This window comes from Robertmurraya phoenicis, from assembly GCF_047302285.1.
GTDB lineage: Bacteria > Bacillota > Bacilli > Bacillales > Cytobacillaceae > Robertmurraya.
Window position 1 is genome coordinate 292878 of the sequence record NZ_CP154845.1, and the last position, 12941, is coordinate 305818.

13 protein-coding genes are annotated in these 12941 nt (G+C 38.7%); 3 read left to right on the forward strand and 10 right to left on the reverse strand.

Annotated features, from left to right (window positions below; translation table 11 throughout):
- The first annotated feature begins 121 nt into the window (after positions 1-121).
- Genes AA0X71_RS01340 through AA0X71_RS01350 form a run of 3 tightly spaced genes read left to right on the forward strand, consistent with a single transcriptional unit; the run spans position 122 to position 2743 of the window.
- Positions 122-784 carry a DNA alkylation repair protein gene (locus AA0X71_RS01340; RefSeq protein ID WP_413358324.1) on the forward strand — a complete coding sequence of 221 codons (663 nt, stop codon included), beginning with the start codon at positions 122-124 and terminating at the stop codon, positions 782-784.
- A gap of 21 nt (positions 785-805) precedes the next feature.
- Complete coding sequence (locus tag AA0X71_RS01345; protein WP_413358325.1) at positions 806-1657, forward strand: HAD family hydrolase; 852 nt, start codon at positions 806-808, stop codon at positions 1655-1657.
- A 27-nt stretch (positions 1658-1684) separates the two neighbouring features.
- On the forward strand, positions 1685-2743 hold the full coding sequence (locus tag AA0X71_RS01350; RefSeq protein WP_413358327.1) for a PQQ-dependent sugar dehydrogenase: 1059 nt from the start codon (positions 1685-1687) through the stop codon (positions 2741-2743).
- 222 nt (positions 2744-2965) lie between these two features.
- Here AA0X71_RS01350 and AA0X71_RS01355 read toward each other — a convergent pair whose 3' ends face one another.
- The 10 genes from AA0X71_RS01355 to nosZ form a co-directional block, all read right to left on the reverse strand.
- Complete coding sequence (locus tag AA0X71_RS01355) at positions 2966-3985, reverse strand: DUF3231 family protein (protein ID WP_413358329.1); 1020 nt, start codon at positions 3983-3985, stop codon at positions 2966-2968.
- Positions 3986-4161: 176 nt separating this feature from the next.
- Complete coding sequence (locus AA0X71_RS01360; protein WP_413358331.1) at positions 4162-4812, reverse strand: TetR/AcrR family transcriptional regulator; 651 nt, start codon at positions 4810-4812, stop codon at positions 4162-4164.
- A gap of 55 nt (positions 4813-4867) precedes the next feature.
- Positions 4868-5896 (reverse strand): ABC transporter permease, encoded by a 1029-nt coding sequence (locus tag AA0X71_RS01365; protein ID WP_413358334.1) that lies wholly within the window; start codon positions 5894-5896, stop codon positions 4868-4870.
- Positions 5893-6624: an ABC transporter ATP-binding protein gene (locus AA0X71_RS01370; RefSeq protein ID WP_413358337.1), complete on the reverse strand. Its 732-nt coding sequence runs from the start codon at positions 6622-6624 to the stop codon at positions 5893-5895. The genes AA0X71_RS01365 and AA0X71_RS01370 overlap by 4 nt, the downstream gene beginning before the upstream one ends.
- Positions 6625-6749: 125 nt before the next feature.
- The gene (locus AA0X71_RS01375) at positions 6750-7646 is read right to left on the reverse strand and encodes a FixH family protein (protein ID WP_413358339.1); all 897 of its coding nucleotides are present in this window, start codon (positions 7644-7646) and stop codon (positions 6750-6752) included.
- Positions 7646-8308: an ABC transporter ATP-binding protein gene (locus AA0X71_RS01380; protein ID WP_413358341.1), complete on the reverse strand. Its 663-nt coding sequence runs from the start codon at positions 8306-8308 to the stop codon at positions 7646-7648. The genes AA0X71_RS01375 and AA0X71_RS01380 overlap by 1 nt, the downstream gene beginning before the upstream one ends.
- Positions 8305-9102 (reverse strand): ABC transporter permease, encoded by a 798-nt coding sequence (locus tag AA0X71_RS01385; RefSeq protein WP_413358343.1) that lies wholly within the window; start codon positions 9100-9102, stop codon positions 8305-8307. Before AA0X71_RS01385 ends, AA0X71_RS01380 begins: the two co-directional genes overlap by 4 nt.
- Positions 9103-9116: 14 nt before the next feature.
- Positions 9117-10421, reverse strand: a complete 1305-nt coding sequence (gene nosD, locus AA0X71_RS01390) for a nitrous oxide reductase family maturation protein NosD (protein WP_413358345.1) — start codon at positions 10419-10421, stop codon at positions 9117-9119.
- Positions 10418-10984, reverse strand: a complete 567-nt coding sequence (locus AA0X71_RS01395; RefSeq protein WP_413358347.1) for a hypothetical protein — start codon at positions 10982-10984, stop codon at positions 10418-10420. Before AA0X71_RS01395 ends, nosD begins: the two co-directional genes overlap by 4 nt.
- Before the next feature lie 64 nt (positions 10985-11048).
- Positions 11049-12923, reverse strand: a complete 1875-nt coding sequence (gene nosZ / locus AA0X71_RS01400; protein ID WP_413358349.1) for a Sec-dependent nitrous-oxide reductase — start codon at positions 12921-12923, stop codon at positions 11049-11051.
- Positions 12924-12941 lie beyond the last annotated feature (18 nt).

Sequence of the window (12941 nt, forward strand, 5' to 3'; positions counted from 1 at the left end):
CTACTTGTATCATAAATCCTAACGTAACGTTAGCTACAAGTATGAATGTAAATTTTTTCTTAATTATTGGATTATCTCTTTCGAAACTCTTACAATGTAAAGGTAGATAGGAGGAGCGGAATTGGATTGGGTAGTGGAATTAGAGAAATTGTTTGAAAAGAATCGGAATGAAGAACATGCGGGACCGATGGAAAAGTATATGCGCGATCAGTTTCCTTATCTTGGAATTAAAACACCAGAACGTAAGGTACTCCTCAAGGAATTTTTTCAGACATCAGGGATTCTCAATAAACCTTTACAACAGGATTTTATCCTTTCCCTCTGGGAGAAAGATGCAAGAGAATACCAATATGCAGCATTATTTTATCTAGAAAAGATGGTAAAAAAACTACAACGCTCAGACTTGGAGTTGTTAGAAAATCTCATTACAACAAAATCGTGGTGGGATACAGTGGATACGATTGCCCCAAAGCTTGTTGGATACATAGCAACAAAATATCCTGAAGTGATCCCAGATAAAATTGAGCAGTGGGCAATAAGTGATGATATTTGGTTAAGAAGAACAGCGATCTTGTTCCAGTTAAAATATAAGGAACGAACAAATGAAGAGCTGTTATCCCGATACATAAAGGAAAATGCTCAAGAAAAGGAGTTCTTTATTCGCAAGGCGATTGGTTGGGCTTTACGAGAATACTCGAAGACCAATCCACAGTTTGTTAGACATTTCATTGAAACCACTCCGCTATCAAACTTGAGTATTCGTGAAGGAAGCAAATATATATAACAAGCAAAGGATGGTACAACAATGATTAAATGCGTAGCGATTGATATGGATGGGACATTATTAACGAAAGATCATGAAATTACAGAAGAGAACCAGAAAGCGATAAAGGCGGCGCAGGAAAAAGGTGTGGAAGTGGTGATTGCCACAGGTCGTTCTTATCCAGAGGCGATCTATATATTAAAGGAAGCAGGCATCGTTTGTCCTGTTATTTGTGCTAATGGAGCGGAAGTCCGTTCACCTGAAGGAGACATTGTTGGCAACAGCCCTCTTGAGAAAGCAGTAGCCAAGCGGGCATTGAAGGTTCTTGCTGAAAGTGATATTTATGTAGAATTCTTTACAAGTAAAGGTATTTTTACAGTTGATATGGAAAAGGGAATCAGTCTCTTCAAAGAATATGCTTCAAAAAAACATAAACAAGCGGAAATTGAAAAAATAGAAGCGATTTTACAAGAAAGAATGAATTTTATAAAAGCAGTAGAAAACGCTGATTTTATTTTTGAACAAGAAGAGTACCACATCTATAAATTATTAGCTTTCTCTTTTAATGCAGAAGAGTTGAAAAAGGTAGAAGAGAAGCTCAAAGGGATGGAAGGTATTGCCTTAAGTTCTTCTGGAAAAGAAAATTTAGAAATTAACGGAATTGAAGCGCAAAAAGGGATTGCTTTAGATACTTTTACGAAGGAAAAAGGAATTTCACTTATGGATACAATGGCCATTGGCGATAATTATAATGATTTATCGATGTTCCAAAGAGTGGGAAGAGCGGTGGCAATGGGGAATGCGGATGCTTACATTCAAGAGCAATGTCATTTTGTTACGACAACGAATGAGGAAAGTGGTGTCGCAAAAGCGATCTGGGATGCCATCAGCTAGTTCTTCCGAATACAAGGGAGGCATTTGATGAAAAAAGGAATCCTATTGTTATTGGTTTTGATTTTGGCTTCATGTTCGGGTGAAAATGATCATGAAAGTGAAGAGGTAGCCGTCAAAAATACGAGCGTTGAGATAGTGGCTGAGAATCTACAAATTCCATGGGCTATTAATCAAATAAACTCAACGTTTTATATTAGTGAACGAAGCGGAACGGTCATGAAAATCGAGGGAGATACCCAGTCTAGACAAAAGGTGGAGTTGAAGAAGTCATTAGCAACTGCAGCAGAGGCTGGACTTCTAGGCTTTGTCCTTGCGCCTGATTTTTCAAAAACAAATACGGCTTATGCTTATTACACCTATAAGGATGATAAGGGGCAATTTAATCGAATCGTAACCTTAAAGCTTGAGGCTGATGTGTGGAAGGAAGAGGAGCTGCTTCTAGACCAAATTCCTAGTGGGCAATATCATCACGGAGGACGATTAAAACTTGGTCCTGATGACAAATTGTATGCGACAACAGGTGATGCCGCAACCGATCCAGAAATAGCACAGGATGTGCAGTCATTAGGTGGAAAAATTCTGCGATTGAATTTAGATGGATCGATTCCTGAGGATAATCCTTTTGGTGATTCATATGTTTATAGCTATGGGCATCGTAACCCTCAAGGACTCACTTGGACTGGTGATGGAACGATGTACGCAAGCGAGCATGGTCCTTCTGCTCATGATGAAATCAATCTCATAAAAGCAGCTGGTAATTATGGCTGGCCGACGATTGTCGGTGATGAAAAGCAGGAAGGTGTAGAATCCCCTCTTTTTCAATCTGGTGCAGACATGACTTGGGCACCATCAGGGATGGCTTTTCATGAAGGGAAGCTCTATGTTGCCACCTTGAGAGGGAATGCTGTTCGAGAATTCAATCTTGATACAGGCGAGACGAAGGAAGTCATCACAGGATTAGGAAGGATTCGCGACGTCATGATTGAAGACGGAATTCTCTACTTTGTATCCAATAATACAGATGGGCGTGGAACCCCTGAAGAAAGCGATGATCGGTTATATAAGGTTGAGTTGAGTGAGATTTAAAAGAGGGATATTATAGCATCATGAGAGGAAGAAGCACTCTTAATCAGAGTGCTTTTTTTCGTTTATGGAATTTACCAGTTCAGTGATTGTGAGATGATGGTAAACAGTAAGAGCTATTAAGAAGATGCTAAAGAAGTTTGATAAAATTGTGCTTGCAACAAGTAATCGACGTATTTGGAAGTTAAACATAAAAATCACCCTTTTATACTTTTTAATTCAGAATTAATTTTCCTTCTTTTTCTGCACCAGCTCTTCTATATCCATCGTTCCTGGTGATTGTTCGAGCCATTTATTTTCAATCATGAAATTGGCAATGTCTTTCGCATACTCTCCAATTTCAAGTGAAAGCCGCTCGTAATTAAGGATTAAATCATTTCTCTGACTTGCGGCGGCGGCGGTTGCATAATTACCGCTTCCTAAAGCGGTTAACAAACATTGATGGAAAAGGATAAGTTTATCGGAAAACACCTGTGCTGTTGAATTGGTTACAGCTACATCAGATGAAATAGGAGACTGAGTATGATTGTCGAGTAAAACATCTGTAAAAATTTTCACATGCTTTTCAGAGATATCTTTTCCCTGCAGCATTAATTTTTGAACTTCTTTTGTTGGGGAAGTTTGTGCAAAACTCACAGACAATTTAGTGCCCATTATGTTGGATTGGATATTTAGATTTAAATGCGCTAATTCTACTGCGTTTAATGGTCGTTTATTCGAGAATGGATTCAGTCCGCTTAAATAATTTTTACTATCAATAAAGTCTTTTTCTGCGGGGTAATTGATATAAGGTGAACGGACATACAACCCTTTTTCTAGGAGTACTTCAGAACTTTCGTCAAATAAATCAGAGGTCGTATATAATACATCCTTGAATATTTTACGAATATCTTTTCTAGTACTCATACTTAAAAAACTACTATAACCGAGCATGCCCGTTTTAGATATCTGATTTAAATAAGTAATCATAAATGTATCCGTATATAAGCGAGGAGCGTTTACGTTTACATCACTATCAGAAAAACCTGTAGGAATAGGAATATTCTCTGATTGGAAAAGATCGGTTATTTGTGTGAGATGAGTAGTTGAAATTTGATGCCCTTTCTCAATAATTACTTTACCTTCTGGGTCTTCGATCGTATTTAATAAATAATTCATAAATTGAATCGACATACTGTTTTGCATATAGGATGTCCAAAGAGACGCGAGTTCTGATGAGGTGAGAAGAATCTTGTTAGTTGGCATTCATTAAATTCCTTTCCATTTCTTAATGCGGTTAACTATATTTTTTCTAATTTTAGAGATAGTATTCTATTGAGAATCTTTTTTAGGAAATTGAAGGGTCAAAAAAAGCCTGTATCCAATGATTACTTCATAATCAAAGATACAAGCTTCATATTTACGTAAATAGTATCTCCTTCTTACTTTTCTGCTGAAATCCCATGCATAACAATTTGAATCGTCCGATCGATTTCCGCTTTATCATCCCAATTAAGCTCTGGTAAAAGAAGATTGCGAACAATAATATATCCAAAAATAGAAGAGGCTACTACCCGGATAATACTGGAGGGAGGTGCCTCGATGAGCTCCCCTTTAGTTTGGTAGTGCTCAACAACTTGTGAAAAACGTGCAATGACTTTCGTTCCAATATGCTCTTTAAATAGTCCTTTTAGTTCCGGTTGAAACGGGATTTCTTGAATGAGAATTTTGAACAAAAGCATATTCTTTGATATGAAAATGATGCGATTCTCGATCATCGCTCTCAAAAACTCCTCAAATGTAGCATGCTCTTGGTTCAAAACCTTTTCCATATCTTTTATGACAAACGGGGCAATGAATTTCTTTACCATAGGCTCTATGATGGAATAAAGCAAATCCTTTTTTGTTTTATAATGGCGAAAGATCGTTCCTTCTGCAACACCAGCGTTTTTCGCAATTTCGCTTGTGGAGGTGGAGGCATACCCCTTTTCGGCAAATGACTGAATTGCGGCGAGGATGATCTTCTTCTGCTTCTCTGTAAGATCGTCACTTTGTTCAAAAATTTCCTCAATAAGATTGTCTGGACCGTTCATGATAAACTCCTTCATTACTTTATAATCTTATTGTAATGGATTATAAGAAGAGATGCTAAATCTTTCGGTATTTCCGCAATGCGACAATATTCAAGAACATAAATAATGCTGAAAAACCGATGAGTACAAGGATATTCACATAAATATCTCCCCATCCATATCCTCTTACCATCACATTTCGAAGGGCATCAGCCGCATAATAGAGCGGTGTAAATGGACCAATCCAATTTAACCAATCAGAGATCGTCTCCAGGTTAAAGAGACCTGAGAAAAAGATTTGCGGAACGATGACAATCGGAATAAATTGAATCATTTGCAATTCATTATTGGCGAATGCAGACAGTAATGTCCCTAACGTTAAAGCCGTAAGAGATAAGGCTAACGTAATCAAGAGGACGTAAATAAAGGCCCCTTCCATGAGCATCCCTAGTACATAAATCGCATAGGCGGCAATAATCGTCGCTTGAATCATCGTAAATATCCCAAACCCGAAAATATAGCCGACAACGATTTCCCATTTTCGTAAAGGGCTGGATAATAGGCGTTCTAGTGTACCGGTTGTTCTTTCTCTTAAAAAAGATACACCGGCAATCAAAAAGACGAAAAAGAAGATAAAAAATCCTAGTAATACTGGACCAAAATAATCAAACTGGCTCATATCCTCCGCACCGTGAACAAGCTCAATATCTAGATCATTCCCTGCCCCACTTGGTTGTAAAGGATCAAAGGCTTTCTGAAGCCATCTGATTGTAGCTCCATTAACATTTGGATCACTACCTTCAAGCACTACGGAAGGACTGGCATGTTCAAACAAGATATAGCCATCTATCAATTGCTTCTCGATATCTTTGTTGGCAGACTCGATACTTGTATATCTCGTAATATCAGCATCATCTAAATCTAGCTGTTCTTCGAGAGCTTCAGGAATATCAATCAAACCAACCTTTGGGACATAATCATCACCGTTAAAAACGAGGTGAAGCATCGATAAAATAAGTATCGGAGCAAATAGAAGCAGGCCAAGCGTTCTTTTATCACGGATAATTTGCCTTAAAATTCGGATCACGAGTGCTTTTACCCTCATGCCTTCACACCTCCATATACTAAAAATGCTTCTTCAATGGAAGAGGAACCGGTTCTTGCTTTTAATTGTTCTGGTGTACCAACTGCTATTAATCTCCCATCACGAATCATGGCGAGGCGGTGACATTTTTCTGCTTCTCCCATGACATGGGTGGTGACGATAATGGTCGTTCCCTTTTCATTTAATTCGTAGAAAGCATCCCAAATGCTTTTTCGTAAAACAGGATCGATTCCGACAGTCGGTTCATCGAGGATTAATAGTTCTGGTTCATGGAGCAAGGCAATCGCAAGCGATAATCTTCTTTTCATTCCCCCTGAATAATGGTGAACGGTTTTGTTCAAATGCTCGCTTAGATCGACAATGTCCATCACTTTACCGATTCTACTTTGCAGAGCTTTTCCTTTTAATCCGAAAAGCGTGCCAAAGAATTCAAGATTTTCTTTAGCGGTAAGCTCACCATATAAGGCATCTGATTGAGCCATATAACCAATTCGCTCGATTAGCTTTAAAGAAGGCATCTTTTCTTGAAAAAGAAAATTTTCTCCCCCATTCGGTGTATCTAATCCCGTCAGCATTTTCACTAAGGTCGTTTTTCCAGCCCCGGAAGGTCCTAATAGGCCGAATATTTCTCCTTTGTAAATGTCTAAGGTAATATCGTTTAACACTTTCTGTTTTCCGAACGCCTTCGAAACATTTTGGATGGATACAATCATTTCGTTTGTACTCATTATTATCACTCCTTTCATAAAAGTGAGTAATCACTCACTAACATCATAAATCGGAGAGTGAGATTTGTAAAGTGAGTAATCACTCATTTTACAAATAAAAAATAAACCCTGATCAATGTCAGGATTTATAATATTTCAATTTCCAGTGAATTGACTTGGGAAACAAGGAGTTCTTCATATTTTTTTTGAGCGAGATAAAGTATTTCTTGATCATTGACATCGGGATTTTCTTCTCGCACTTGATGAATCAAATCGTTTTGAACCTTTTGAGAGAGAACGATAAGCTCATATTGCTGCTGTTCTTTATTCCAAAATATTTTTTCCCCATATTCTTTAATCATTTTTTTAGCAACTGGAACGGCTTCATATTGAGCACGAACATTTTCGACTTGAGCCTTTACTTCCTCTTTCGTCGCTTCATGCCCTTTTTCTAAACCGAGCAAGGCCATGGAACGAAGTCGGATTATTTGAGTTAGAAGTTGGTTTCGATCCTGGTTTAATTTTTCTTGTCCATCCCAATAAGCTAATGCCTCTTCTAGTTCTTCCCCTTCATATTTACGTTTGTCCTCTTCACGATTGATCGCAATATGCAGTTCATTAATAAACTGATAGAATTCCAAATCGTCATTCATAATCCATTCTCCATTGATTTTAGCCACACCACTTGCTTCTTTCACTTCATACGTGATGACTTTTTCAATCGATTTGCCATTATGATCAAATGAGAAAACCATTTCCCATTTGCCTGCCATTGATAATTCGACTTCGGTTGAATAAACCCCTTCTCCTAATTCCTCGAAAGTTGCTTCTACCTGACCATGATCCATATCGCTCATAGTAAGGTCTGCGTTGATCTCTAGCCCTGTAACAGGACCATTTTCGTCGGCTACTTTAATAACAAATTCAGAGGTGTTATCTGTTTGGACATATAAATCCTTTTCTACTTCGATGGTTATCGAATCTTGATTACAAGCTGACAGTAGAAAAAGTAAGACGACAAAGGTGAATAATATCTTTTTCATCATTCATTCTCTCCTAATTTTTGAGTTTGTAGGAAATCCTCTACGGTGTATTTTGTGATTTGTTGATTTTCTAAAAATGCCACATGCGTACATAGCTGTTTAATTTCATCTAGATGATGGGAAGATACTAGAATTGTTTTATCCTTTAAAGACTTTAAGGTTTCTAGAACTTCTTTTCTCCCAATCGGATCAAGCCCGCTTGTCGGTTCATCTAAGACGAGGATTTGAGAATCCTGATAGAGTGTTACCGCAAGTCCGAGTCTCTGAAGCATTCCTTTTGAATAACCATTAATGACTGTATGACGCTCCTCCCAAAGGTTAACCGTTCTTAAAAGCTCTTCCATTCGTGCTTCATCACAGTCATTGGAGATAACTTTTGCAAAGAAGCGCATATTGTCCATGCCTGATAAGGAAGGATAGAGCATGAATTTTTCTGGCAGGTAGGCGATTTCATTACTTACTCTTTTTTTGACTTTCCCATTTATTTTGATCGTCCCTTTTTTAACAGGAAGAATGCCGAGAAGACTATGAATAAAGGTTGATTTTCCAGCCCCATTTCGGCCAACGAGGGCACATATTTCCTTTTCCTCGATGTTTAATTGAACATCATGAAGGACCGTTCTTTTTCCAAAAGATTGATACAGATTCGAAACTTCAATCACTGTGACCCCTCCTTTCGGTGAAAAACCATTCCAACTCCAAATGAGACCAATAGACCAAGTAAAACATTCCCGATCAAGAATAGAGAAGGCTTCAACCACATAAATGATTGAAGGAGCTTCGACATGTGGTCAAAGGAGTAAACGCCAAGTGCTGATTCAAGGTAAATTCTCGCTGCCTGCAATGGATTCAAAAAATAAAAGCTAGAGAATAGTTTCACATTTTCATAGGTAACATCATTTAATAATGATAGTAAGAGAAAATCGTGCAAGAAAAAATAGTAGAACCAAATTCCAATGACGAAGCCTACGATTTGCATTCTTGAGCGACTAATACTTCCTATGAAGATCCCAATTTGGGTGAATACGAGTACAAGACTTACGATAGCAAGCATGAATGCAAGGTAGGACATCCCATCAGTCTGAAAGAAAAACTTTAAAGGAATCAAATAGAGAAAGAACCATAAAATAATCGGTCCAAGTAAAACCGTTTGGATAGCGATGCTCTTTTTTAAGAGAAAGCTCGTAAAATGATCGCCCCTTGTTAATAGCATGATTAAGGTCTTTTGTTCTTTTTCTTGAAATAAGGAAAAGGCGCCTAAAAATAGGCATAATATCGGGATAAAATAGACAAATGCATCAAATAAATTAATCAAGAGAATATAGAATCCTTGATCAAAGGAAAGAGCAGAGGAGCGGAACAATAAACCAATTGAAACAAGAACAATCATGGCAAATGAGAGCCAAAGCCCTTTTCCTTTTATGTTTTCCTTCCATTCCTTCCAAATATAATGCATAGCTGTTGTCTCCCTTATAATAGTTTCTTTTTTTGATAGAGATAGGCTGCAATCAACAGAGCCCCGACAAGAATGACCCATGACATTTTCGATTCATGCTCCTGTACAATCGGATAGGGGTCGGTGAACATCGTTTTCTCTTTATGAAAAAACTGATTCATTTTCTCATAGATCGCGATGGCTGGACTTTTCAAAAACAAATAGACCAATTCCTGATTTTCTAATAGTTCATGGAGTGATGATTGATAGACGATTTTCTCGTCGCCAATCCCGTCTTGATTCAAATCTAGCATTGGAAACGATTGCCCCCAATGATTGCCTTTCCCGTTTTCGCTCCAGTGATTTCTGCCTTCCCCGCCGAGACTTGCAACTGGAATGGTGTTTTCATCGATTTTATTTAAGGTGAAGACTTGCTCATTCGAACTTGCCCATAACTCAATCCCGACTTGGTTATTTAAAATTCGATTGTTTTTGATTAAACTGCCTGTTGCTTGATCAATATATAACCCTCTTTGGTTGAGGGAGAACGTATTCTCGAGAATCGTTGTATCTCTTGATGATAAGAGGAGGAGACCAAAGGATTTATGACCATAGTTGAAAATAAATTTATTTTCCTCAAGGCGAATGCCGTTGGAGTGCATAATCGCAGCGCCACCTGTATTCATCGTAAACGTATTTCCTTTGAAAAAATTATCATCTGAATACATATAATGGAGGCCATAGCGGGTTTCGCTTACCATATTATCCACAATTTGATTGTCATTGGCATAATCAAAAAATATCCCGTCTCTAGAACTTTTTACGACATTGTTTTTCAAAAGATTATCATTGGAATAGTAGATATGGAGCCCGTTCCCTTGACCAGCAATTTCTTCTTTGCCAACGCCTGTGATTTGACTGTTTTCAATGATATTATGATGGGCTTGGCTAAGATAAATACCGTGAAAAGAGTGTTTAATGATCACACCATCAATCACATTGTGATCGGAGTACACCTTTATTCCTGCGTATTCTTCAGAACTATTGCGGTTCATACTTCCACCTGTCACCGCCACATTTCGGATGGTTACATGTGGAGCTTGGATAGATATGACATTTCCTGCTCCATTTCCTTTAATAACCGTGTTCGTTTGCCCGATTAACTCAATCGATTTATCGATCGTAATATTGCCTTCATACGTCTTATCTTCCAGCTGTAATATATCGCCATCTTCTAGTATGTCGATCATTTGTTGAAGATCGTTTGCAGCTAAGCCTGCATGAGGCACGGCCAGGAAAATCATAGCGATTATGAAAAATAAGAACGTCAGCTTTTTCATTGTTTTCGATCCTTCCATAAAGGAATGAGTAGCAAAATAAATGCGATGATAATTAAGTAAGTACCGGTCCCTAACAGGCTATAGGTGGTAAAATTTGCAATCACATTTTCTCCAATGATCGGTGGAACGAATGGTTCCATTTCGATTGGAGCCATTGGGTCTAAGTTGGTTCCGTACTCTTTCAGGGCTGTCCATAAATCCCATACTCCGATTGCACCACCGATAACAAAAAGGCCTATAACACTTACTAAATAGCCCTTTTTGCGAACAATGGCCCCTAATAATACGAGCACAGAGAGTCCGCCAATCACATAAGGAAGGTATTGTAATTCAGGAAAACTTTCTTCGCTAAATTGCGCCATCCCAATATAATGATTCAGCCCATTAATTTGATCTAATTCCCCTTCTAGATGGTCAGGGTAGACGATAATATTCAGCCCCTCTGGGTATTGAGGAGCAAAAAATTCCATTCGCCACCATGGGAAGAAGAGCGAAAGGATGACTAGTACTGCTGAGATGACGATTAATATGGATGAAAAAAGAGAAAGCCGTTGTCTATTCATGGTAAACACTTCTTTCTTTTCGCTTTAAAGGGGGATCAAGCTAAAATGATCCCCTTATTTTTCCTTAGTTCTTCGGTTTAACTAGGAAGTAGCCAGACATTTCTTGGTGTAAGGCAGAGCAGAAATTTGTACAGTAAAGCGGGTACGTTCCAGTTTTGTTTGCTGTGAATTCAATCGTATTCGTTTGTCCTGGTTGAACTTCCATATTCAAATCATATTGATTAATGGCAAATCCATGGGTGATATCTTGGTCGAAATCAATATTGGTTAGGTGAATGACCACTTTATCCCCTTCGTTAACTTCAATGACGTCAGGACGTTCAGCGTTAGCATCAAAAATAAATTTCGAACGCATTGCAATTCCGTAGACGTGAACTTCATTTCCATTGCGAACAATTTTTGCATCTTCTTGGTTATAGACCGCATCAGGATTACTTTCATCTTTATCATAGACAGTAATCGTATTGATTTTGTCTGCTTTAATCATCTGCGCATAATGTGGTTCAGGATTAACAGGTGCAGACTGGATGATTTCCATTTTGTCTCCGGTTAAATCAATTAGTTGCATTGATTCTGGATGAGAAGGTCCTACCGATAAATAGCTATCCTTGGCAATTTTGTTTAGGGCAATAATGTATTTTCCATCTGGTGCTACTGTGTCTCCCTCTGCGGCAACAGCATGACCAGGAGAGTATTGAACAGGAACACGGTCTAATGTTTCACCTGTAGACGGGTCCCATTTCACAATTTCAGATGAAATAAACATCGTTGTGTAGGCCATTCCTTCATCATCAAATTGAGTATGAAGTGGTCCAAGGGCATTTTCAGGGTTTACTTCTCTTTCCATCACAGACTCATATTTTAGAACGGGAATTCCGTTTCTCTCTCCATCGAATTCACCATTTTCAATTGCAGCAAAGGCTTTTTCAAAAGAGAATACAGTCATCGCTGGGGCGAGCTTACCAGAGGCAATAAAGTGCTCACCATCTGGAGTAACGTCTACACCGTGTGGAGATTTCGCAACAGGAACAAGGTAAATTCCGCCTTTATGCTTTTCAGGGAAAATCATTTTTTGACCTGTTACTTCGTCATATTCCCCATCGGCAACTTTTTGTTCAAGTTCTTTCCAGTTAAACAAGATGATATAGTCACGATCCGCTTGGGATGCATTGATTTCTAGATTTGTTGTCGCTTCTTCCGTATTGTAAGTTGTCATAACGGCCCAATCAGCAGACATCTTCTTACCGGCGTCAGAAAGATCATAAGACCAAGGTGGAAGGGCTACTTGATAAGCCACATTCAATTTTTCATTTTCTTCATCAAATGTAACAGCAGACATCACTCCGCGATATTGCTCACTATAGTTGTCAAGTTCAGCATACTCACTTCCAATCGGTACAGAGAAACGGGTTGGAAGGAACATATACTCTGTGTTTTCTGTGACAAAAGCGGCACAGTGTGGACCAGAGGTATTGGGAACATTCAAAATATCTTTGACCGTAAATGTTTCTAAATCCATGACAGCAGCACGACTATTCGCTACGTCCGTAGCAAACATATACTTCCCGTCATAATCTCCTTCTGTTTCAGAGAAGGCGGGGTGGTGGAGGTCTCCCCATGAATAATCACCCATTAACTCCTTTGTATGGTTGTCAAAACCATATCCAGTTGCCGAATCTGGTGAAAAGACAGGGACTGTGCGGATATGACGCATCGAGGGAACACCATAAATGAACATTTGTCCAGAATGGCCGCCGGAAGCGAATAAGTAATATTCATCTTTTTCCCCAAATGGAACATAAACCTTTTCAGCATTCGTTTTGTGCGCCGAATCAGACGTAGCAGAGCCAGTCGGTCCTGCTGAAAAATCTGCGAAAAATACCGTTGCTGCTAAGAAACCAGCAGCTAAACCGGATGCGGCGGGTATCCATTTTTTCATGTGTATAAACACCTTCCT